At 57.0% G+C, this 24,619-nt stretch carries 16 protein-coding genes; 7 read left to right on the forward strand and 9 right to left on the reverse strand.

Annotated features, from left to right (window positions below; all coding sequences use genetic code 11):
• Nucleotides 1-146 precede the first annotated feature (146 nt).
• From ACKQAD_RS12520 to ACKQAD_RS12550, 7 genes are read left to right on the forward strand one after another with little or no spacing between them, the layout of a single operon-like run.
• Nucleotides 147-1,343, forward strand: coding sequence for an isochorismate synthase (locus ACKQAD_RS12520; protein WP_409160453.1), 1,197 nt, complete (start codon nt 147-149; stop codon nt 1,341-1,343).
• On the forward strand, nt 1,340-2,965 hold the full coding sequence (locus ACKQAD_RS12525; protein ID WP_409160454.1) for a (2,3-dihydroxybenzoyl)adenylate synthase: 1,626 nt from the start codon (nt 1,340-1,342) through the stop codon (nt 2,963-2,965). The genes ACKQAD_RS12520 and ACKQAD_RS12525 overlap by 4 nt, the downstream gene beginning before the upstream one ends.
• A gap of 10 nt (nt 2,966-2,975) precedes the next feature.
• Complete coding sequence (locus ACKQAD_RS12530; RefSeq protein ID WP_409160455.1) at nt 2,976-3,851, forward strand: isochorismatase; 876 nt, start codon at nt 2,976-2,978, stop codon at nt 3,849-3,851.
• Entirely contained in the window at nt 3,848-6,991 is a 3,144-nt protein-coding gene (locus ACKQAD_RS12535) for a non-ribosomal peptide synthetase (protein WP_409160456.1), read from the forward strand. Before ACKQAD_RS12530 ends, ACKQAD_RS12535 begins: the two co-directional genes overlap by 4 nt.
• A 5-nt stretch (nt 6,992-6,996) precedes the next feature.
• On the forward strand, nt 6,997-7,767 hold the full coding sequence (dhbA, locus tag ACKQAD_RS12540; RefSeq protein WP_039355131.1) for a 2,3-dihydro-2,3-dihydroxybenzoate dehydrogenase: 771 nt from the start codon (nt 6,997-6,999) through the stop codon (nt 7,765-7,767).
• 22 nt (nt 7,768-7,789) lie between these two features.
• The gene (locus ACKQAD_RS12545) at nt 7,790-14,119 is read left to right on the forward strand and encodes a non-ribosomal peptide synthetase (RefSeq protein ID WP_409160457.1); all 6,330 of its coding nucleotides are present in this window, start codon (nt 7,790-7,792) and stop codon (nt 14,117-14,119) included.
• Entirely contained in the window at nt 14,116-16,230 is a 2,115-nt protein-coding gene (locus ACKQAD_RS12550; RefSeq protein WP_409160458.1) for an amino acid adenylation domain-containing protein, read from the forward strand. The genes ACKQAD_RS12545 and ACKQAD_RS12550 overlap by 4 nt, the downstream gene beginning before the upstream one ends.
• 240 nt (nt 16,231-16,470) lie before the next feature.
• Here ACKQAD_RS12550 and ACKQAD_RS12555 read toward each other — a convergent pair whose 3' ends face one another.
• The 9 genes from ACKQAD_RS12555 to ACKQAD_RS12595 all read right to left on the reverse strand — a co-directional run bounded on the left by ACKQAD_RS12555 (nt 16,471) and on the right by ACKQAD_RS12595 (nt 24,589).
• Nucleotides 16,471-16,866, reverse strand: coding sequence for a nitrile hydratase accessory protein (locus tag ACKQAD_RS12555; protein ID WP_409160459.1), 396 nt, complete (start codon nt 16,864-16,866; stop codon nt 16,471-16,473).
• Nucleotides 16,867-16,884: 18 nt separating this feature from the next.
• Nucleotides 16,885-17,496: a nitrile hydratase subunit alpha gene (gene nthA, locus ACKQAD_RS12560; RefSeq protein ID WP_409160460.1), complete on the reverse strand. Its 612-nt coding sequence runs from the start codon at nt 17,494-17,496 to the stop codon at nt 16,885-16,887.
• Between the two features lie 11 nt (nt 17,497-17,507).
• A complete protein-coding gene (gene nthB, locus ACKQAD_RS12565; protein WP_409160461.1) occupies nt 17,508-18,191 on the reverse strand; it encodes a nitrile hydratase subunit beta in 684 nt (227 codons plus the stop codon).
• 141 nt (nt 18,192-18,332) lie between these two features.
• A complete protein-coding gene (locus tag ACKQAD_RS12570; protein WP_409160462.1) occupies nt 18,333-19,235 on the reverse strand; it encodes a transporter in 903 nt (300 codons plus the stop codon).
• A gap of 34 nt (nt 19,236-19,269) precedes the next feature.
• Complete coding sequence (locus ACKQAD_RS12575) at nt 19,270-20,226, reverse strand: phenylacetaldoxime dehydratase family protein (RefSeq protein ID WP_409160463.1); 957 nt, start codon at nt 20,224-20,226, stop codon at nt 19,270-19,272.
• 347 nt (nt 20,227-20,573) lie between these two features.
• Nucleotides 20,574-21,338 (reverse strand): ABC transporter ATP-binding protein, encoded by a 765-nt coding sequence (locus tag ACKQAD_RS12580; RefSeq protein WP_409160464.1) that lies wholly within the window; start codon nt 21,336-21,338, stop codon nt 20,574-20,576.
• Nucleotides 21,335-22,375: a FecCD family ABC transporter permease gene (locus ACKQAD_RS12585; protein ID WP_409160479.1), complete on the reverse strand. Its 1,041-nt coding sequence runs from the start codon at nt 22,373-22,375 to the stop codon at nt 21,335-21,337. The genes ACKQAD_RS12580 and ACKQAD_RS12585 overlap by 4 nt, the downstream gene beginning before the upstream one ends.
• A 2-nt stretch (nt 22,376-22,377) precedes the next feature.
• A complete protein-coding gene (locus tag ACKQAD_RS12590) occupies nt 22,378-23,394 on the reverse strand; it encodes an ABC transporter substrate-binding protein (protein ID WP_409160465.1) in 1,017 nt (338 codons plus the stop codon).
• Between the two features lie 244 nt (nt 23,395-23,638).
• Complete coding sequence (locus tag ACKQAD_RS12595) at nt 23,639-24,589, reverse strand: helix-turn-helix domain-containing protein (protein ID WP_409160466.1); 951 nt, start codon at nt 24,587-24,589, stop codon at nt 23,639-23,641.
• Nucleotides 24,590-24,619: the final 30 nt, after the last annotated feature.

Here is a 24,619-nt window from a genome sequence, read left to right on the forward strand (position 1 = left end):
TAACCCTAATAAATTGGTGTGAATAACCACTTCTGTGGAAAGATTGACCGAACACATTACTTCAGTGTAATTTAACTGCGCTTGATATAAATGATAATGATTTTAATAATCATTGATATTTAATTTACGAGCGCAGGAGCTGCCTTGTGGATACACTGATTACAGAAGCTGAAACATTTAGCGGGGTAAGTTATTCGGAACAAACCGCTTTTTTATATGCATCGGAACACCGTAGCCTTTCTACTTCCGGCTTATTTGAACGTATTTCGTCCCCTGTTTGTGCTCCAGATTCGCACGATGACAGACTGAGCGCTGCAATCGCGCAGGCGTTCCAGCGGGCGTGTCAGGCAGGGCAGTCGCTGCCTATTGTGGTGGGAGCGATCCCTTTTGATACCACGCAACCCTCTAGTCTCTATATCCCTGATAGTTATACCGTTACGACGAAATCTGAACTCGTCAGCCGTGTCTGTCAGCAGACGGCAGCAGCACCCAGCGCGTTAACACTGAACAGTGTCCCGGACGAACGTCAGTTCAAGTCCATCGTGGCGGAGGCCGTTGAGCGTTTCCGTCGCGGTGATCTGAGCAAAGCGGTCCTGTCACGCATTTTGGACATTGAGCTGGCGGGCCCTGTTAAGGCGCAAACGATCCTTAACAACCTGATGGTGCAGAACGCGGGCGGCTATCACTTCTCGCTGCCGCTGCCGGATGGTTCCATATTGCTGGGTGCCAGCCCGGAACTGCTGCTGCGTAAGCAGGGAAACGTCATTGTCTCCAACCCACTGGCAGGCTCGGCACGACGGATGAACGATGAACATCTGGATTACCTGAATAGCCAGCGCTTGCTGAATTCCAGCAAAGATAAGCACGAGCATAAGCTGGTGGTGGACGACATTCGTCAACGCCTGATGCCGCTGTGCTCGTCATTAGCGGTTCCATCGGCACCTACGCTGATGCATACCGCCTCCATGTGGCACTTGTCTACCGCCATTAGTGGCGAACTGGTGAATCCAGAGATGACGGCGCTTCAGATCGCCTGCCAACTGCATCCCACCCCCGCGTTGTGCGGCTTCCCCACGCAGGAAGCCCGCCAACTGATCGCTGAACTGGAACCGCACGATCGCGGCGTATTCAGCGGCATTGTCGGCTGGTGTGATGCCAACGGCGATGGCGAATGGGCGATAGCGATTCGCTGTGGCACCATCAAAAACAATAAAGTCCGCCTGTTTGCCGGGGCGGGCATTGTTGAGGCGTCAGTCCCCGAGGATGAATGGGCTGAAACCGCCGCCAAATTAAACACGATGTTGAATGCGTTTGGGCTTAACTCAGGTGTGGATGGACTATGAGCATTGAATTTACGCCCTGGCCGGAGGAACTGGCACAGCGTTATCGCGACAAGGGGTACTGGGTTGGCCTGCCGCTCACGGATGCCTGGGAACGTCACCTGTCGACGCAACCTGACGCCGTTGCGGTCGTGTGTGGCGAGCGTCAGTGGAGCTATCGGGAGCTGGATCGACAGTCTTCCGCGCTGGCATCGCGCCTGACGGAAAGCGGCCTACGCTGCGGCGACACGGCGCTAGTGCAGTTACCGAACGTGGCAGAGTTCTATCTGACCTTTTTTGCCTTGCTAAAAATAGGCGTCGCGCCGGTTAACGCCTTGTTCAGCCATAACAAGCTGGAGCTGCTGTCGTATGCTACGCAGATCGAACCACGTTTGCTGATCGCCTCGGCTGAACACCCGCTGTTTGGCAACGGTGAGTTTCTGGATCGGCTACAAACGCAGGTTCCTCGTCTGCAAACGGTGGTGATGCTCGGCGACAGTTCGCTGGGGCACAGTCTGACAGACTGGCTACAACCGCACACGTCAATCCGCCAGTATCAGCCTTCCGCGTCAGGGCAGGTTGCCTTCTTCCAGCTTTCTGGCGGCAGTACCGGTACGCCGAAGCTGATTCCCCGCACTCATGATGATTATTACTACAGCGTACGCCGCAGCGTGGAAATTTGTGAGCTGACGCCACACACCCGCTATCTATGCGCGTTGCCTGCTCCACATAACTTCCCGTTAAGCTCGCCTGGTTCGCTTGGCGTGTTCTACGCCGGCGGACGTGTTGTGCTGGCACCGGATCCGGGGGCGATGACCTGTTTCCCGCTGATCGAACGCCATCAGATCGATATTACCTCGCTGGTGCCGCCCGCTGCCGCGCTGTGGATTCAGGCCGCCGAACAGTTTGGTGGCGCGCTGCGTAGCCTGAAGATCTTGCAGGTGGGCGGCGCGAAGCTGAGTGAAACGGTTGCTCGTCGTATTCCGGCGGTGCTGGGCTGTCAGCTACAGCAGGTGCTTGGGATGGCGGAAGGGTTGGTGAACTACACCCGACTGGACGACAGCGATGAGCACACTTTCACCACGCAGGGCTATCCGATGAGCCCGGACGATGAAGTGAAGGTGTTGGACATCGACGGCAATCCGGTGCCGAGAGGCGAAGCGGGTCTGTTGGCGACACGCGGCCCGTATACCTTCCGTGGCTATTACCGCAGCCCGGAGCACAACGCGCGCGCTTTCGATAGCGAAGGTTTTTACCATTCTGGCGATGTGGTGCAGATGACCGAGGACGGCTATTTACGCGTAGTCGGGCGGGAAAAAGATCAGATTAACCGCGGCGGTGAAAAGATTGCCGCCGAGGAGATCGAAAACCTGCTGCTCAAGCATGACGGCATTCTCCATGCCGCGCTGGTGTCCATGCCCGATCCCATTATGGGCGAAAAGAGCTGTGCTTTTCTGGTGGTCAGCGATCCCTCGCTGAAAGCCATTACGTTAAGAAAATATCTCCGTAATCAGGGTATTGCTGAATTCAAACTGCCGGACCGTTTCGAAATGATCGACACCTTGCCCGTCACACCGGTCGGCAAGATTGATAAGCAATCACTCCGTCAGCGCATCCAGACCCAACTTAGCACTCGAAACAAATAAGGATTTTGTGATGGCAATCCCTTCTATTGCGTCTTATCCCCTGCCATGTGCGCAGGATTTCCCGGACAACAACGTTTCCTGGGCGTTTGAGCCTGAACGTGCGGTGCTGCTGATTCACGACATGCAGGACTACTTCGTGAATTTTTATGGTGCGGACAGCCCGCTGGTGCAGCAACTGATTGAGAACATTGCGGCGTTACGAACCTACTGTAAAGCGCAAGGGATTCCGGTGGTGTATACCGCGCAACCGAACGCACAAAGCTCGGCCGACCGGGCGCTGCTGAACGACATGTGGGGCGCAGGGCTGAATAATCACCCTGAAAAGCAGCGTGTCGTGAGTGCGCTGGCTCCGGATGAGCACGACACGGTGCTGGTGAAGTGGCGCTACAGCGCCTTTCACCGTTCGCCGCTGGAGCCGATGATGAAGGAGATGGGTAAAGATCAACTGATTATCTGCGGCGTTTACGGACATATCGGCTGCATGATTACCGCGACGGATGCCTTCATGCGCGACATCAAGCCATTTATGGTCGGGGATGCGGTAGCGGATTTCTCACTTCAGGAACACCAGATGGCGCTGAAATATGTGGCGACGCGCGCCGGACGGGTGGTTAGCACGGCAGAACTCACAGGAGCAAAAATGGCACAGGCACTGACGAAACAAGGATTGAGAGCGCACCTGCTGACCTTGATCGATGAAGACGAAGATCAGTTCGATGAAGATGAAAACCTGATCGACTATGGTTTGGATTCGGTGCGCATGATGGCGCTGCTGACCGAATGGCGCAATCAGGGCGTCACGCTGAGCTTTGTCGATCTGGCACGTAACCCCAGTCTGAATGCCTGGTGGGCGTTGATCGAAAAGCAGCAGGGAGCCGCATTATGAAGCCGTTGAGCGTTGCGCAGCGTGGGTTATGGTTAGGCCACGCCCTGAACGATGATAAGGCGACGTTCAACACGGCGGAGTGCATCGCGTTCGATGGCAAGGTTGATATTGAAGCCATGCTAAGCGCGATCCGTCAGGCAGTCATGGAGTGCGAGTGCCTGTACTGCCAGTTTGTCGAAGTCGAGGGGAAAGAGGCCGACCAGCCGGAGATCGGCTTTGTGGCTTCAGCGTTACCGGTGCCGGTCGGCGTGCTGTCGATTACAGAACTGCTACCCGCGCCGATGACGGATGAAGAGCAAACCATACGCCAGTGGGCGCGCGAGGAAATCGCCCAGCCGTTGGATTTGCTGAACGGACTACCCTGTCGCTTTGCGCTGCTGTGCGGTGAAAAACGTGATTTTCTCTACAGCTGCGTTCACCACATTGCGCTGGATGGTTTTGGCACCACCATGCTGTTTCAGCGAATCGCCCAGATTTATACCGCACTGACGGCGGGGCAACCCGTGGCGGTGGCGGAGTTCGGCCCGTTTAGCGCGGTGCTGGAAGAAGAACAGCAGCGTGATGCCAGCGGGCAGACGGCGCAGGCGCGTGATTTCTGGCTGGAAACGCTGAACACAATGCCGGAGCCGGCCAGTTTCAGCGAGAAAAAAGCCCCGATCGCGGCACGTTTTTTGCGCCAGAGCAGCGTGTTGCCAGCAGATATCTGGCAGCCGCTGACGGCGCTGTGTGAAGGCAATAAAATCAGCTGGCCGGATCTGTTTCTGGCGATGCTGGCGACGCACCTCAAGCTGGTGTCCGGCAGCGACAGGCTGACGTTCGGCATGATGGTGATGAACCGTATCGGCTCCGCTTCGCTGACGGTGCCGAGCATGCAGATGAATATCGTGCCGCTGTGCATTCAGGTGGATGAACAATCTGACTTTGTCACACTGGCGCAGCAGGTGGCTCGCACCAAACGTACGCTGCGTCGTCATCAGCATTATCGCTATGAGCATTTACGACGCGATCTGAATCGCGTCGGCGGCGAACAGCGCCTCTTCGGTCCGCTGATCAATATCATGCCGTTCGATCATCCGCTCAATTACGGATCGCTGTCGTCCAGCACGCTGAATCTTAGCGCCGGGCCAGTAGAAGATCTGACGATCGAGATTCATTTCAAACCGGATGGCACACCCGTGCTAGATTTTGATGCTAACCCAGCCTGTTACAGTGCGGAAGCGCTTGCCAGCCTGCAAGAAACCCTGTTCACGCTGCTTCAACGCTGGTTAGCACAGCCGCAGCAGACTAGCGGCGAGCTGCTGGGTCGCTGGCTGCGTGAAGAACGCGAACTGGCGCTGATTACCAGCCGCGAGCCTGAACCGTTCGTTGAGCCGGTTCTGACGGCGATCGCCAAGCAGGCGCGTAAAAACCCGAATCATCTGGCGCTGACGCAGCGCGATCGGCAGTACAGCTATCAGCAGTTGCTGGATCTGAGCGGCCAGGCTGCCGCGGCGCTGCATGAACGCGGCATTCAGCCCGGCGAACGAATCGGCATCATGCTGAACCGTAGCCCTGAAACCATCATTTGCCTGCTGGCCGTGATGCAGTGCGGTGCGGTGTATGTGCCGCTCGATCCTGAACAGCCGCGTGAACGTCAGCAGCACATCATCCAGATTGCCGATCTGCATACGATCGTCACGCAGGCGGACTACCAGCATCGTCTGGCGTCGGTCTTTTCCGGCGAGATCGTGCTGGCGGGGCATCTTCTGTCATCCAACGCACAGGCTGCCTTGCTGCCGCCTGTGGAAGCGAGAGACGGACAGATTGCCTATGTCATGTTCACATCGGGATCGACCGGGTTGCCGAAAGGTGTGGAGATCGGTGCCAGTGCGCTGGATCACTTCACGGCGGCGGCACGTCAGCGCTATGGCCTGCGTGCGGCGGATCGCGTGCTGCAATTTGCCCCGTTTAACTTTGATGCCAGCATCGAAGAGATCTTTGCCACGCTGACCAGCGGTGCGACGCTGGTGCTGCGCACCGACGAGATGCTGGAATCGATACCGACCTTTGTCGAACAGGTCGAAGAGCAGGCGATTACGCTGCTCGATCTGCCCACTGCATTCTGGAATGAATGGGTGGTAGGGCTGAAAACCGGCACGCTAGCCATGCCTTCCGCACTGCGTGCCATCATCATCGGCGGTGAAGCGGTGTACCCCGAACAGCTGGCGCAGTGGCAACGTCATGCACCGGATACGCTGCGCTTAATCAATACCTATGGCCCAACCGAAACCACGGTAGTCGCGACCAGTTGCGATCTGCAAACGCAGTCTGCCGACGTGGCGCAGCTTCCTATCGGTCTACCGTTGGCGGGCGTCAACGCGCTGATTTTGGCGGCGGGCGATCGCCCAACGGCGGAAGGGGAACTGGTGCTACTGGGGCCAACGCTGGCGGCAGGTTACATCGGCACAGAACACGCGGCGTTTACTCATCTTGCCGTAGGCGATCAAGATCTTCCGGCTTATCGCACGGGTGACAGAGTTCGGCGGGAAAAAGGACAGCTGTTGTACCTTGGCCGTATGGATAACGAATTTAAAATCAGCGGCTACCGGATCCAGCCGGGGGAAGTCGAAGCCCATCTGCTGGCGCAGCCGGACGTTGATGAAGCCTGCGTACAGGGCATTGTTTACCCGAACGGCGTGCGGCGTCTGGTGGCGTTTGTCGCCACAAAAGCGGGCGAGATCGACGCTCGTGCGCTGAAGCAACGCCTGAGTAGCGTACTGCCACCTGCGATGATCCCGACCGATTACCGCGCCTTCCGCCAGTTGCCGAAAACCGGTTCTAACAAAGTCGATCGCAAACGGCTATTGGCGGAATACCGCGATGAGGCACCTGCGCAGGCGTTAGCCAGCGAAACCGAGAACCGGGTTAGCGCAATCTGGCAACAGATCCTCGGCGTGTCGGGGATCCAATCGCGGGATAATTTCTTCGAACTGGGCGGGCAGTCATTGCAGACCATCCAGATCGTCAATCGCCTGGCCGCAGAATTTTCCGTCAGCATCAAAGTATCTGATGTGTTCGATCATCCCCAGCTCAGCGACTTCTGCCGCTATCTGGACGACAGGCTGTCACAGGATGAAAACAGCGTGGAAATGGTGTGGTAGGGAAAATGATGAACAAGGCACAACCTCTTCAGTTTGATTTCAGCGGCAAGACTGTCTGGGTCACCGGTGCAGCGAGCGGTATTGGCGAAAGCATTGCCTGCCAGTTTGTCGCGCTGGGCGCGAACGTGATCGGCTTTGATCGCGCATTCCGACATAACGATTATCCGTTCCGCGGCGTGACGCTGGATATCAGTGAGCCGGATAGCGTGGCGGCGGTGTGTCGCCAGCAGTTGGCGGAAACCGGGCTTGACGTTCTGGTCAATGCCGCCGGGATTCTGCGCCTGGGTGACATCGATGCGCTGAGCGTGGACGACTGGCACCAGTGCATCAACGTCAATGCCTCTGGCGCGTTTTATCTGCTGAACGCGCTGGTGCCGCATTTTAAACAGCAGCGCCGTGGCGCGATTGTCTGCGTCGGCTCCAATGCTGCACATGTGCCCCGCCTGCAAATGGCGGCGTACTGCGCGTCGAAAGCGGCGCTCGCCAGCCTGTCCCACTGTGCCGGTCTGGAGCTGGCACCTTACGGCGTGCGTTGCAATCTGGTGTCGCCGGGCTCGACGGACACGCCGATGCAGCGCGGCATGTGGCACAGCGCCGGTGCCGAGCAGCGCACTATCGCGGGCTTTCCTGACCAGTACAAACTGGGGATTCCGCTGGGCAAGATCGCTCAGCCGGAAGAGATTGCCAATACCGTGGTTTTTCTGGCTTCCGATCTGGCCAGCCACATCACCATGCAGGACGTGGTGGTGGATGGCGGGGCAACGCTGACGGCCTGATTTGCTGAGAGAGTGACAAGTCATGAAAGATATCGTAACGCTGTTAAAGCAGTTGGAACGGCAGGGTGTTCGTCTGGCGTTGAATGCACAGGGGCAACTGATTTCGCAGTCCAATAAAGACGCGATCACGGCAGAGATTGGACGCACGATTAAGGAAAACAAAGACGCCATCGTGCGCTGCCTGACGGCGCAGCAGGCGTTTGAGCATCCCATCACGCCGCAGAATGCCACGTCTGGTCCGCTGTCGTCATCGCAAAGCGGACTATGGTTTATCGAGCAGTACGAAGAGCAATCACACCTCTATAATATGCCGGTCTATTTTCGCCTGACCGGCCCGTTGGATGTGGCCGCGCTGGAATTTGCCTTCGACGCGCTGGCGCAGCGCCATGCCAGCCTGCGCACCCGTTTTGTGGTCAATGAACAAGGCAAGGGTGAACAGCGTATCGATGCGTATCAGCCATTTGTGATACAGCATGATGACTTCTCACCGTTGCCGGAAGCCGAGCGGGAAGGGCGCTTACAGCAGCAGGTGAAAGCAGAAATCAGCCGTCCGTTCGATCTCACGGCGGGCGATCTCACCCGCGTGCGGCTGGTGAAGATGAGTGAACGGGTGCACGTTCTGATGATCACCCAGCACCATATTATTTCCGACGGCTGGTCGGTGAAGAATATGTTCGCGGACTTCAAACCGGCTTTTCTGGCTTGCCAAAATCGCCAACCTTATCCCGTCGAGCCGACCCAGCTTAACTATATCGATTACGCCCACTGGTTTAATTCCGCCTCGTTTCTGGATTACCACAACGAATTCAAACCGTTCTGGGTTGAGCGGCTGACGGGGATCCCCGAAGTGCACAGTCTGCCGCTGGATAAACCGCGTCCGGCGCATCAGAACAGCGGTGGTGAGGTGATCTTCTCCGCGATCAACAACGATCTGTGGGATAAATTCAAACGCCTGTGCCAGCGCTATAACACGTCTAATTTCATTGGCCTGCATGCGGTATTCTCCCTGATGCTGGCGCGTATCAGCGGCGAGAAAGATATCGTGATTGGCTCGCCGCTGGCTTATCGCGAGCGGCCGGATATCGAAGATGTTATTGGATTTTTCGTTAATACCATCGTGTTGCGCACCCAGTTGCAGGACAGCCAGAGCTTCGTGGATTACCTGCAATATTGTCGTGAACAGGATCTGTCAGCTTTCGATCATCAGCTCTATCGTTTTGAAGCGTTGAGCGAGGCGATCGGCTCCGATCGCACCACCGCGATCAACCCGATCTTCCAGGTGATGCTGGTGTATCAGGCCAAGGTAGATTTCAACGATCTGATCCCCGGTTGTGATGCGGCGGAAGAAACCTCGCCCGTGCTGCCTGCCAAGACCGATATTTCGGTCAAGGTGACGGAGCTGATGGGCGAGGTGCGGCTGGACTGGCTGTTTGCTACCGCGCTGTTTGAGCGCCAGACGATCCAGTATTACGCCGACCGCTTTATCCGGCTGATTGAGGCCGTGGTTGAGGCACCAGAAACCGATGTCTGGCACCTGCCGCTGATGGAAGCGGAGCGGTTTGCTGCTGTGCTGGCGGAAAGTCAGCAACTGCCGCGTAGCTATCCGCAGCCACAGCTGACCGTAACTGACGTGATTGAAGCGATGGCGCTGCGCGATCCCCAAAAACTGGCAATTGCCTTTGATGGTGAACAGCGCACGGACACATTGACGTATGCCGAACTGAACAGGCAGGCGAATCAGCTGGCGCACTGGCTGCACCGTCAGGGGCTGGGTGAGCAGTCGCTGGTTGGCGTGCTGGCGAAACGCGATCGCTATTTTGTCGTTGCGCTGCTGGCCGTCTGGAAAGCGGGGGCGGCCTATGTGCCGCTGGATCCTGACTATCCGCCGGAGCGGCTGCGCCACATCATTACCGATGCGAATCTTTCCGTCATTCTCGGCGGCGATGGGCAGCAGCTGGCGCAGTGGTCAGCCGAACAGCGCATCGATCTGACCGATCCTACGGTTGTCGCGCAGTGGCACGATCTGCCGGGTGATGAAGCGCCAGCCATTCCGCGCCATGCACAGCAACTGGCACAGGTGATCTACACCTCGGGATCGACTGGTGTGCCGAAGGGCGTCATGATCGAACACGGTTCGCTGATCAATCTGCTGGACGATCATCGCGATCGCATCGCGTTCACGCCGCAAAGCACGATGTTCAACTGCATGTCGCTCTCGTTTGACGCCGGTAACATGACGACGCTGCTGCCGCTGAGCAGCGGTGGCACGCTGGCGTTTGGCGAACCCAACGATCGGGCGATTGTGCAGGCCGAACAGGCGGGCGCGACGCATCTGATCCTGCCGACGGCGCTGATGTCGATTCTCGATCCACAGCAGGTTAATGGTATTCAGGCGATTGGCATGGGCGGTGAAGCCTGCCCGAATGCCGTAGTGGAAAACTGGGCCGATAAGGTGGCGCTGTACAACATGTACGGGCCGACGGAGTGTACCGTCACCGCGTTGAGCACTCGTTTGCGCAAAGGCCAGCCTGTCACTATCGGTAAACCGCTTACTCATATTCAGGCGCTGATTCTGGATGCGGCCGGGCAACTGTGTCCAGCGGGCGTGCCTGGTGAACTGTGTCTTGCGGGACTTGGGCTGGCGCGTGGCTACCTAAACCAACCGCAGATGACCGCCAGCCGCTTCGAGCACATCACGCTGAATGACGTGAATAATGTCGAACACGGCACGGCGACGCTGCGCATTTATCGCACAGGTGATAAAGCCAGACTGCTGAATAACGGTGACTATGAATACTGTGGCCGTATTGATGAGCAGATCAAGCTGCGTGGCTATCGCATTGAACCGGGTGAAATCGAGGCACAGTTGGCGGCGGTCTGTCCGCCCCTGAAACAGGTTAAAGTCATCGTGGCGCAAGTGGGGAATCGTCCGGCGCTGGTCGCCTACGGCACGGTGAAAGCAGGTTGCACGACACCTGAGCCTGCCGCTGTGCTGATTGATGTCGCGAAGCACCTGCCTGAATACATGGTGCCTTTCCGCTTGATTCTGCTGGAAGATATGCCGCTGACGCCGAACGGTAAGCTCGATGCGAAACAGTTGCCGCCGGTGATAGAAGCCAGCGAGGGTGACGGCGAAGCCGATAATCCGCTGGAAGCGGACGTGCTGGCGATTTGGCGCAGCGTGCTGAATACGCCGCTGGGCGTTGAAGATGATTTCTTCCGCTTAGGCGGCGATTCCATTCTCAGTATTCAGCTGACTACCCGCCTGCGCAGCGCGGGTTATGTCTGCACGGTGAAAGACGTTTTCGAAGCGAAGAGCGTGCGGCGTTTATGTCGCGTGCTGGCACAGAATAACCGTGACACCGGCATTGTCGCTGAGCAGGGTACGCTGGAAGGTGAATTCGCGCTGCTGCCGATTCAGCGCTGGTTTATGGAACAACCGCTGGTACGCCCAGAGCACTGGAATCAGGCGGCGATGATCCACCTGCCTGACGTGGATACCGAACGCCTGACCACGATGTTGCAGGCGTTGATGGCGCAGCATGACGCGCTGCGTCTGGTCTGTGATGCCGATGGGCAACGCTATCTGACGGATGTGCCTTGCCCTGTGGTGTCGACGCTGGATTATCGCCAGCTTGGTGATGACGGCCTGCAACAGGCGTTTACCGCGTTGCAGAGTGAATTCGATCCCGCGCAGGGAAGAACGATGGCCTGCGCGCTGGTGCGGCATCATCCGCAGGCGGACACGGCGGTGTTCCTCGCTTTCCACCATTTGGTGATTGATGCCGTGTCCTGGCGCATTCTGGTTGACGATCTGGAACGGCTGTACCTCGGTGAAGCGCTGGCGCCGAAAACGTCGAGCTACCGCCAGTGGGGCACGGCGCTGTATAACTACGCCACACAGCATGCGGAACAGTTGGCGTACTGGCAGACGCAGGAAGACGGCGTGGATCAGACGGCGCTGCTGGCGGCGAAAGATCCGCAAGGCTATGCCAGCGACGCGATTCTGACGCTGGATGCGGAAACCACGGGTCAACTGGTGAGTGAGGCCAATCGAGCCTTTAATACCGAAGTGAGCGATTTGCTCCTGGCTGCACTGACCCGCACCTTAAACGATCTCGGCTGGGGCGAGAAAGCGCGCATCATGCTGGAAGGGCACGGCCGCGAGGCGATTGATCCGACGCTGGATGTCAGCCGTACGGTGGGATGGTTTACCAGCACCTATCCGGTGTGCCTGCAAGATAAGCCTGACTGGGCTTCCCTGATTAAATCCAGCAAGGAACAGCTGCGTCAGGTGCCGGATAAAGGTGTTGGGTTTAACCCGCTGCGCTACCTTCATCCGCAGGGCAGTGCGCTCACGCTGTCGCCGATTGTGTTCAACTATCTCGGGCTGTCGGTTCAGGCTGCTGGCACGTGGCGTCCGGTAGACGTCGCACCGGGCTGCTGTGTCTCGCCGGAGAATAAACCGGCGGAGATTATTAGTCTCCACGGCGGCATTACGGGCGGGCAGTTAACGCTGCGTCAGGTCGGCTGCCTCAACCAGCGTGACAGTGAACGCCTGATGGTGCGACTGACGGAGAATCTGCGGGCGATGACGGCAGCCTGTCTGGCACAGCGACGTCACGGCACCGTTTTTACCCCCAGCGATTTCCCGGCGGTCAATCTGAGCCAGACGCAGCTCGACAGCCTGTCACAGCGTTATGATATCGACACGCTGTTGCCGCTGTCCTCGCTCCAACAGTCGATGTTGTATCACCGTCTGCGCTGTCCGCAGGACGATGCCTATCATCTGCAAACGCCGATTCGCTATGCGCAGGCGCTGGATGTGGAAGGTTATTGTCAGGCCTGGCAGCGCCAGATTCAGCGGTTCCCGGCGCTGCGTGCCGCGCTGGAAAGTGAATGTGCCAGCGTACAGGTGCTTGTGAAGCAGGCAGAGCTGCCTTTCTACTATCAGGATGTGGCGCAGGAGGCCGATCCGCACGCGGTCATCGAGCGCTATCGCCAGCAGGATTTACGCACCGGATTTGATTTATCGCAGCCGCCGCTGTTGCGCATCGCCTGTTTCCGTGTGGACGAGCAGGACTATCGGGTGCTCCTGAGCTGTCACCATAGCGTGATTGATGGCTGGAGCGGGCCACAGCTGCTGGGTGCGGTGCACCGAGATTATCTGCTGCTGATGCGCGATGAAACACCTGCGATTCAGGTAGATCGTGCCTATGTGGACTATGCCCTGCACGCCGTGGCGCAGCAGCCTGCCGTCGAGGCTTTCTGGCAGCAGCGGCAGCCGCTGCTGACGCACACGCACGATGTCGCCATGCTGTTTGCGGCGGTGGGGAAACGCGCCGATCTCAGCCAGCATCTGACGCAGGTTGAACCGCAGGTCACTGGTGTGAGCCTGAACGAACAGGAGCAGGCGATGTTAACCGCCTTTGCCCGTGAAGTCGGCGTTACGCACAGTATTATCGCGCAATATGCCTGGCACCGGCTGTTGGCGCGCTCGACCGGCGATGCGGTCAGTATTGTCGGGAACGTGCTGTCAGGTCGGGAAAGTCCGGTGGAGGACGTGGCGAGCAGCGTGGGTCTGTATATCAACAGCCTGCCGCTGGCGCTGAGCTGGCAGCAGCCGATGTCGCTGCAACAGCATTTGGTGCAGTTGCAGAATGAGCTGATGGCGATGAATCAGCATGCCACGCAGTCGCTGATTGCCCTGACAGCCGGACGTCCGCGTCTGTTCAATAGCCTGTTCGTTTATGAAAACTATCCCGGCGCGAAAGCTGAGCGGGACGAACGCGCTGACGATCCGCATCGGCTCTATCCCGAGTTTTCAGCCGCCTATGAAAAAGTCGAGATGCCGCTAAATCTGGTGGTGCGTGAGCAGGCGGGCTGCATGATGCTACGCTTTGAGTTTGATGCCGATGTGCTGGACAGCGCGCAGGCGCGGCGGGTGCTAATGCGCTGGCATGATGAGGTGGTGGCGCTGGTGAACAGCGCGCCGCAGCAGCCAGCCGAGATCGTCGGACATGATAAGGTCGCAGGCACGATGGTGATGCAGGAAGCGGCGCTGAAAGCTGAATCGGACAACCGCGCTCGCTCGCCTGATTCTCCGCGCGCCCAATCGCTGCTGCGTGTGTGGGCGCAAACGCTGAGACGCAGTGAATCCGGCCTCTGGTCGCAGACGCTGTGTGAATGTGGTGTCGATTCGCTCCAGCGTATGGCGCTGGCACAGGCATTGAGCCGCGAACTGGGGCAGTCAGTGAGCGTGGCGCTCTTGCAACGCTACCCGTCGCCGCAGGCGCTGAATGGGTATCTGGCACAGTCGAAGGTTATCGCCAATGAGGAAACGCTGTCATGACAGGGAGCAATGAAGCGGTCGAGAGCCCACTGGCTGACATTCAGCAGCCCACGGCCTTCGGGCAGCGTGTTGGCGCTGCACAAGGTGAACAGCGCCACAGCTGCGAGCTGCCCCGGCCGTACCCCACATCGCTGGTGAGCGCGGCGTGGAGCTGGCTGCTGTACAAATACAGTGGTGAAGAGCAGGTGTGTGCGGCGCTCGTCACCGCCGCGCTTCCTGACAACGTAAGGCCATTGATCGCGCACTTTCACCAGCGCGATCGTCTTGTCAGCGCGTGGATTGCTGAGGTGGGATTGTCGTGCGAGCTGCAGTCTGCGCCAGAGCGTCAGAGAGCAGAAACCCTGCATGCGCTGTTTAGCAGCCTGTTGATCGTGGGGGAAATCGCCTCGTTCCCTGATTCGTTAAAAAAAGCCGTGCAAAATGTGGCGCTGATCGTGCAGGTTCAGAACGATCGATTAATTCTGACGGCCCCTGATGGACAGTTCGATAATCAGCAGCTACAGCGCATGGCCCGCCATCTCACTCAGCTACTTGATGGGCTGCTGGCACAGCGTTGGGAGCATCTGACGCAGATTCGCCTCAGTCCGCGAGTGGCACCGCTACCGCATCGGGCGACGACGCCTGCCCTGCACGACGAACTGCTGGCGCATCTTGCTCAGGGAGAACATCAGGATCGCGTGGCCATTCGCTTTCAGGAACGTGAAATCAGCTATCGGGAACTGTTGCAACGCGTAGCGCTGATTCAACAGGTTCTGGCTGGTCAGGGCATCACGGCTGGTCAGCGTGTGGGGTTGCACTTGAGTCGTCAGCCTGACACCGTGGCGGCGCTGCTGGCCTGCCTGTTTTCTCAGGTGGCGTTTGTGCCGCTGGAGCCGGATTTTCCAGGGGAACGTCTACAGGCGATTCAGCAGGAAGCGGCGTTAGCTGCGGTCTTGCAGGACAGCTATACCGGCGGTTCTCTGGCGTTTGGCTGCCCGATCCTGAACCTCGGCGATTTACCGTATGCAGCCAGCGATGCCACCGCGAGCGTACAGCTGGCACGGACGTGCGGAACGGAAACGGCGGCCTACATGATGTTTACGTCCGGTTCGACGGGGAAACCAAAAGGCGTCGTGATTGGTCAGCGGGCGCTGCAAACCTTTATTCATGCCAGCACAGCGCGGCTGGCTTTAACGGATCAAGCCAACTGGCTGCTGATTACCACGCTGGCGTTCGATATCTCCATGCTGGAAGTGTTTGCACCGCTGTGGGTCGGCGGCGTGTTGCACCTGACCACGCATGAGGAATACAAAGATCCGCTGGCAGTCGCGGCGTATTTGCAGGCTCAGCCGGATATCAATGTCTTGCAGGCCACGCCCGCGTTTTGGCGCATGATGTTCAAAGCCGGTTGGCAGGGTAAACCCGATCTGGTGGCGCTGTGCGGTGGTGAGGCGTTGGATTTGCGACTGGCGCAACGTCTGGTCAGCCGTTGCAGGACGCTATGGAATTGCTATGGGCCAACCGAAGCGACGATCTGGTCGCAGATGGCGCAGATCGATGGTACAGCGTTAGAGAATCAGCATACGGTTGCGTTGGGTAACACGCTGGCTGGCTATCAGCATCTGGTGATCGATGACGATCGCCATCCGCTGACGGAAGGGATGGTCGGCGAACTGTGCATTCTCGGCGAGGCGTTGAGCAGCGGGTACTGGCAGCGTGATGATCTGACGCTGGATCGTTTTATTCAGCAGGTGGAGTCTGGTCAGCGAATGTATCGCACCGGCGACAAAGTCCGGCTGCTGGCGGACGATCGTTATCAGTATCTTGGTCGCTTCGACGATCAGGTGAAATTACGGGGATTTCGTATCGAGTTAGGGGAGATTGAGGCGCAATTGAAGCGGATCGAACAGGTACAGGATGCGGCTGTGAAACTTCAAGGGGAAGGGGATGACGCGGTGCTGGTCGGCTACGTGGAATATAAACCCGGCTCGGAGATGACCAAACTGGCGCTGCGTAAACAGCTGCATCAGTTTTTACCAGTGTACATGGTGCCGGGGCGTATTGTTGTGCTCGACAAGCTGCCGAAAACCGGCAGTGGTAAGGTCGATCGTAAACGCCTGACGGAAGTTTGACAGTAAGAGGGCGGCGGTGCTGAGGTTTCCTCCACGATAAACGTTTTCTTAATACACAAATAATATAGAGAGTGGCGTTGGGGCTGGCTGTTATCCGGCGTTAATAGGTATTTTCCTTGACGTGTCGGCTATTGCCACGCTGCTGCCTGTTCTGAAAAATAACCATTACGATCGGCCTGTCGTGAATCCTCAGGGAAATCTCTGGCATAACACTCATACGGGGCCAGTGGCCCCGCAGAGTCAAATGTGGGCGGGATCGATGGTGATAGGATCGTATTTCGCGACATGATGCTTGTGCGGGGGATGGGACAAAATATCGCGGGTACGTTCATCCAGCCCCTCGCCAGACAGTTGGTTGCGGCGCGCCAGCACCACTTCAAGCGCGGTGACAAAATGCTCATAATAGCGCCACTGCGCCTGAGTATAACCAGGATGACTCGCTTCCCAGCTTTTGATGGCATCGGTCAGCGCTTCCTGAAATTCCGACCACTGAAACTCTCCCGCTTCGCAAGCGGCCACCGCGACGGCGAATGCCCGCAGTTCCCAGGGCTTACTGAACGGTGCCTGACCGTCGGCGCGGTTTAGCGCCTGTTTCAGTTCAGGATGATTGATATCGATACTATTGGCGGTGCTCATGAGGTTCTCCTTTAACGATTATACCGCCCGTGCCGGGCCAGTACCGATCATCGAGTCACGCGTTACCAGCGCAGCCAGTTGTTCTTCGCTCATGCCCTCTGTGCCGGCAGGGCGTTTCGGCACCACCCAGTAGCGAATTTCAGAGTTGGAATCCCAAACCCGGATTTCTGTGTGGTTCGGTATGTCGAAGTGGAAGTCTTCTTTCAACATCTTGCGCGGTTCGCGCACCACTTTCGCCCGGTACGGCATCGATTTATACCAGTTGGGCGGCAGTCCCAGAACCGGCCACGGATAGCAGGAGCACAACGTGCAGACAATCACATGCTGAACCTCATCGGTACACTCCAGGGCGATCATATGTTCCCCTTGCAAACCGCCGATGCCCATCTCTTTACACGCCGCGGTGGCATCCGCCAGCAGCCGTTGTTTGAAAGCAGGATCGGTCCAGGCGCGCGCAACCACTTTTGCACCGAGCTGTGGACCGATGTCGTTCTCGTACAGGTCGGCGAATTTATTCACGCCCTCTTCGGACATCAATCCCTTTTCGATCAGAATGGCCTCAATCGCCTTGACGCGAGCGGCGATCTCTTCCTCGCTCTTCTGCTGGTGGGAAAAACTGACTCTGGTCATAACAACTCCTATTATTTCGCAAGGGTAATGTAGGGCTCCCACACATCCGCGTGGATAACACTGTTCGGTTCCGCTGCTTCCGCGCCGAACAACTCCTCGCCGGAGAAGCGCACGGTGTACAAATGCTCGGCGGTTTCCGGCAACCCGTTGCCGGTGGTGTCTGGATAGACGTGCCCGCCATGCAGCGAAACGATCTCGCCAGTGCGTCCGTGGATGTAGCCTGGGCGTCGGGTATGCAGCCGCGGCACGCTGGCATCCACCGTGACCCTATCGCCGACCTTGAATTTAGGTCCGTCAAGTAACTCACGGGCGGTGGAGAAACCATTCGCCACCGCCCATTCGGCGAATTCGACCAGTGCCGGATCGTTGTTAGGTGGCAGCGGCGCCTGAGGATAGTGCAGGTAATACGCCGTTCGTTTCTCCAGTTCCTCTTCCGTCCAAAACCCTTTTTTCTTGCCGATATGTTCCGTTGCTTCAATCCAGTGCTCGTAGTAGTACGCGGTCAGGTAATGGAGCGGATGAAGCTGCTCCAGATGGCAACGGAACTCATCTAGCCCAAATATGCCGGCCCGCGCCGAGAAGGGAAAAAACGCCCATGCTCTTTTTTCCCATTCCGCGTGATACTTGGGTTCCCACTGCGTCGGGCCTACCGGCCCCATGCCATCCATTCCACCCACGTCGTGAATGCCTTTCATGTCGTTTATCCTCGCTTCATGGTTGTGTGTCGCGGTTATCCCGTGCGTCTTGGCGGGCTCATCCGCCAGTGGCGGTCAACGCGGCTTGCGGATGAAAATCGATCCCAGTGAAAGCCGGTATTACCCGAGCCGACACTGGGATTAAAACAGTTTCATCAAACGCACTGTGGTGCTGAAATCACTTTTGTAGCTACCGTCAACAGAGGTCTCTTTTTGCACCAGCCATTGAATTTGCAGCGTGGGCTGAACGAATTTCGATATCTCCAGACGCACCTGATTCGAACGAGTTGCCGCACCGTTCGCGACACCATCCTGATACTGTGTTCCTCCCCAGTTTTTGGCGTAACCGACGGCGAAGTTCCAGGTTTTATCTTCCGGCGGAATATAGGACAGCCATAATTGCGCCTGATAGCTATTGTCCTGCGACAACGTGCCCTGTCCGCGACTGATGGCATCATTATTATCGCCGTACCAGATGGTATCGAACGATGCCTGAAGGACGACGTTATCGGCAATGCGCTGCGTGCCACCGACCTGAAAATCGAATTTCCAACGGTTTTCCCCCATATTTAACGTTTCACCAGCATCATAATTACCAAAGGGGATATAGAGATAAGGCACAAGCGCAAATGTGGTGCCGGCATCCTTGTTATTCACCAGCCATACCGGTAAGGCCACTATCGGATCACTGAGTCCAGATGTGGATTTCAGCTTCGCGCCGGCGAGTTTGCCGTCATATAACCCACCGAAGGGTAATAATATCTGCGGCGCGACGGTATAACCGCCGATATCCATATAATGGACGTAACGGAAAGTACCCACTATCGAATTCAGCCCGGTGTCGTTTTTAACATAATCGCTGCCAACTGGCTTATAGCTACCGCGCGTATTAAACGTTAAGTAATTTACAATTGCGGTGGTACCATCCGGTGCAGGAATTAAATCCAGTGCATCCAGATCCATGGCCTGAGCCGATTGAAAGAACAGCATCCCCGCCCCGGCCAACGGAATATAACGACGCCAAAGAAATACACGAGTAGTCATAACATTCCCTCTGGTCATGAATTATAAAAAATAATCAGGATGCAGTTACGGCATCGCGTAACATCCCCGTTTCACTGTGACAGTCATAATATTCGTACAGTTGTGTTTGCCGATCGGAAACCGATACTTCGTGATACAGCCTTAATTTTTCAAAGCCCGCCGCGACCCGTACAAAGGTCGAAAAAATACGCAGATGAGTGGGGTGAGATGCCGCCCATTCTTCCAAATGACGCAGCGATCGCCAGTGGCCGATATTGTAACTTTTTTCCTGTAAATTACCTTGTAAGTCAATGTATTGAACATATCTGTTAGTGTAGCAACCCACTTCCGCGCCCTGGTCGCGCAGGAAATCCATTCCGGCCCGCAGCGTGGGTTCGATTTCATCCAGATAGAGCGAACGCTCCTTTTCTTCGGTGCCTTCCCAATCCTGACCGGAACGGATCAGGGCGATATTGTTGTGTCCACGAACCACCACATGCCCACCCGCCTGCGGATCGCCGGAAATAATCGTCAACTCGCCGTCGGATGCCATGTTGTCGGTCTGGGAAATCGGAAAACGATCGCGCATTGACCCCCAATAACCGTGTTCCTGAATATCGCCGCTGATCGCATTCATCAACGCGCCAACGCCGGGTAATTGCTCCTTAAAGGCATATAAGGTTTCAAACTGTTCGGCACGCGGGGAAATAATCTCGCGGAAAAATCCCAAACCACGACCGAGCAGTGATTCCGGCTGCCAAAATTGTTTTACGCGTGTCGCATTCAGCCAGGCGCAGAAATCTTTCGGATCGTTCCAATAACCCACCACGATAAAATTATGGTAACCCTGCGCATCCTGGTGCCAGGTAGCGTCATAATCCTGCGGCCCCTGCCTTTCGGCAAATAGTTCGACGATATCTTGCAACGCTGCAAGCGCCTGAGGCTTTAATTTCTCGTCAGCGTACTGAACGCCGAAATATCCCATCACGACTTGGGTGATATTTGCATCCATACGCCCCACCCACATTGGATAGGGTGGTTCATAATCATCTTTACTCTGTCGCGGACAGGTTCTCGGACACTGCAGGTGTTTATCAATTGCCGACTCCATCATAGACTCCCAATATTTCTGAACGGGTCAGTAAAAAACAGCCGGATATTTTTTCGCAATGGCAACTGTGACGATGTTTATTATTCCCGACTGCTCAGGGTATCGCTTTTCAAAAACCGCGAGCGGAAATATGATTCCGTCACTCATGCAAATTTATAACCCGACAGGCCACCATCGGCATGATTAGGATGGACAATTAATGTACTCAAATGGACAGTTTTCCACCGGAAATCGCCAGCAAGAATTTCTCATGACAGCAAATACTGAATATGCACGCGACCATGAACGGCCGATTTGCCGATATGCGCCCGCACGCCAAAGACGCGCCATAGCAGACTCTCGGTCAAGACCTCCTCGGGTGTGCCGGTAGCGACAATTTCGCCCTGCTGCAAAATCGCAAGACGATCGCAGAACATCGCGGCCAGATTGAGGTCGTGAAGCGCAACGATGCAGGTGAGGCGAAGTTTTACGGTCAGCGCCAGTATGTCGAGCTGATGCTGGATATCGAGATGATTGGTCGGCTCATCAAGCAGCAGTTCGCTCGGGCTTTGCGCCAGCGCTCTGGCGAGATGGACACGCTGGCGTTCGCCGCCCGATAACGTCTGCCAAAGCTGATCGGCGCGCTGGCTCATATTCACGCGTTCAAGCGCGTGCTCAACGGCAGCATCGTCATCGACGCACCAGACCGACAGCAGACCACGATGCGGCGTGCGGCCAAGCCGCACGACATCGCGCACGGTGAGCGGCGTATCCGTCACCGACTGCTGTTCCACGAAAGCAATACGCTTCGCCAGGGTTGCCCGCGAGAACGTGGAGACATCGTTCTCTCCCAAGCGGATAACGCCGCTCTTGACCTGTCGCAGCCGACAGATTAGCCGCAACAAACTCGATTTTCCGGAGCCGTTCGGCCCCAACAGGCCAAGCACCTTCCCCTGTTCCACCATGATGCTCACGCCATTAATGATCAGGTTATTGCCCGCAGCATAGGCTACGTTATCGACGGTAATACTCATGCGTTTCTCCGTACCCGATAAAGAATGATGGCGAAAGCTGGCGCGCCAAAAAGTGCGGTGACCACACCGATCGGCAGAATTTGTTGTGGAATGATGATGCGTGAAACGATATCCGCACCGACCATGAAAAGCGCCCCGCCAAGGGCGGTCGCCGGCAACAGGCGCCCATGGGCCGGACCGACGAGAAATCGCGCGGCATGTGGGATCACCAGGCCGATAAAACCAATCGCGCCGACGATACTGACGACGCTGGCCGTCATCGCTGCCGCGATCCCAATCAGAATGATCCGCACGCGACATACCGCAATGCCAAGGGAAGCTGCCGCGTCGGCACCGAAGGCGAAGGCGTCGAGGGCACGCACGTAAAAAAGGCAGAAGAGAAAACCGCACACCGCCACAGGCACAGCAAGGTAGACATCAGCCCAACGCACGCTGGCAAGCGACCCCAGCAGCCAAAACAACACCCCGCGGGCCTGTTCGGCATTGGCCGATGTCGTGACAATGTATGAGGTGAGCGCAGTGAAGAGTTGGGAACCCGCTACGCCGCAGAGGATGATACGCTCACTGGTGCCGCCAACGCCCGCCGCGAGCAGCCCAATCAGTAGGAACGCCAGGGCCGCGCCGATAAAGGCGCCGCCAGAAAGCGTCAACGCCCCATAGCCGAACCCAAGTATCATGACGCACACGGCACCTGTCGAGGCGCCTGCGGAAATACCCAGAACGTAGGGTTCGGCCAGCGGATTTCTCAGCAATGCCTGCAATATCGTGCCGCACATCGCCAGCGACGCGCCCGCGCTGATGGCCACCAGCGCGCGGCTGAGACGGTAATCCCAAACGATGCCTTCATGAATGCGGTTAAGCGCGAACGTCGTGCCGAACAACCGGTTGGCAATCACCTTTGCCGTGGTGTCGAATGGGATGGTAATTTCGCCGATCGACACCGCGAGACTCACCATCAGGCCTAGTAAGAGGAGTGACGCGAGGATGAGCGCGCCAAAAGTCCACTCGCGTTTTTGCGCCGCCCTCCCGACCTTCAGGTTCACGGCGTCAAACCAAACGATTTGATGCCATTGGCCAGCACTTCGATGCCGTCTATCGTGCGAATCGTCGGATTCATCGACTGCGCATCCATCATCACGAAACGCTTGTTCTTCACGGCATCCAGTTGTTTTGTCACAGGATCCTGTTCAAGGAAATCCACTTTCACGTTGGGTTCGTCGGCGGCGAAGCGGCGGCGATCCATGGTGGCGATCACGATGATGGCAGGGTTGGCCTCGGAAATGGTTTCCCAACCGACAAGCGGCCACTCTTCTTCTGTCGTCACCACGTTTCTGGCACCGAGCGTTTTCAGGATATACGCGGGCGCGCTGTTCTTACCGGCGATGAAGGCATCCCCCTTCACCTCCTTGCTGGAAAACCAAAAGACAATCGGGAGTTGTTTTCCGGCAACGCCCGCGACGGAGGCAATGGCATCCGCTTCTCGCCGCTTAAGTTCGGCAATCAACGCATCGCCGCGCGCCTTGACGTCAAAAATCTCCGACAGCTCAGCGATTTCCTGATAGACCAGATCCATCGTGAACAGGGCGTTACGCACGCCGTCGCCGCCATTGGCGTTGATTTTGGCCACGCAATCGGCGGGAGACAGATAGGTGTTAATGCCGAGATCCTTGAATTGCTCGCGTTTGCCGACCGAACCCTGTGCCCCGACATGCCATGCGAATTCAACGGCCACCAGATCCGGCTCCGCGCCGACCACGGATTCGAAACTGGGATCGTTATCCGACAGGCGCTTGATTTTGCCATTGACCTCGGCATATGGTGGCAGCACGGGGCCGACCCAAACGGCCGTGCCGACCACCTTGTCGGCCAGCCCCAGAGAGAACAGGACCTCCGTCATCCCCTGCCCGATAGACACAACGCGGGTCGGCGCCTTGTCAAAGGTGACGTGTTGGCCACAGTTGTTGACTGTCAGCGGATAGTGTGTGGCTGCAATGGCGGACACGGTGATGCTCATCAAGCCACACACCAGGGAAACGCACTTCAGAAACTGCTGCATAGAGAATCCTTGCTAAACCCAGATAGGATAAAAATAACGCGGTGACCTACCGTTGACATGATTCAGATGGACAGCCAATGTGCTTAAAAAGACAGTTTGCAACGGCGTGTTGGCAACCGGGGAGGCCGTTATAAAAAACAGCGCCCCGCAGGACGCTGATGGTGAGAGGAATGATCGGGAGAGAAAGGCGCGCTTATGCTTCTTGTCTATCCGGTGAAACATACCCGGTCTGAAACACAACGATTCATGACGCCACAGGCAGCGTTTCCGCCTTTAACAGCGTACTGGGCGCATAACCAAAAGCACGGCGAAATGCGCGGCTGAAGTGGGAGAAATCTTTAAAACCGAGGTCCATAGCCACTTGGGAAACGCTGTGGGTGCGCTTATCCAGCAGCGCATGCCGACTGGCCAGCAATCGTTCTTGCCACACCACCGCCATTGGCGTTTTCTGCCGGGCGGCAAAGGCGCGAATGACGGTGCGCGGCGAAACGTAGTGCGCTTTAGCAATCGTCTCCAGCGATAATCCCTCATCCTGCAAATGGTGGCGAATGTACTGCATCACCCGCTCATATAGACCATCGTGACGAGAACTCGGTCCATTGTGATCGGTAAGCTCCAGACTGAACACCAGCAAATCCAGCATCATGTCGAAGTACCGGGTCGACATGTCATCGTGGGCGTGGATCAACGGATCGGCACTGGCCTGCATCAACATCTCCCGCAGAGGTACCATCCCCGGTCGGCTCGCGTCTAAGGTTATCGCCGTGAATTTTCCCACCTGAGGCAGACGCCTGGCCAGCAGGGGGCGCGGAATACGGACAATATGCAGCGCCCGCGAATCTAACTCGAAATTGAACTCCCGCGCCGAGTCATACAACACCATGCTGCCCGCAGGCAGCACCGCCTGACGACCATTCTGCTCGAACCCGCCTTGCCCTTGTTCCACCAGCCCGAGCCAGAAGTCCTCATCCGGCCCGCAACGTAAATCCTGCGTTCCTCGCGTCCAACTGTGCGCGGGCGCGTTGAGCGTACTGAGCGACAGCGAGTGCGATTTGTGAAACCGCATCGATGCGACAAAATCTCCACTCTCGACCGATCGACTCGACGCCCGCAGGCAATGGCGACAAACCACCTCAGTCCAGTATTCAAATCGCTGTTTACCGGTAATGTTTTCAGTTGAATACAGGATGGACATAACATTATCCTCAACGCGAATTTAACGACA

Origin of the sequence: Pectobacterium artocarpous (genome assembly GCF_046159765.1) — a bacterium.
Lineage (GTDB): Bacteria > Pseudomonadota > Gammaproteobacteria > Enterobacterales > Enterobacteriaceae > Pectobacterium.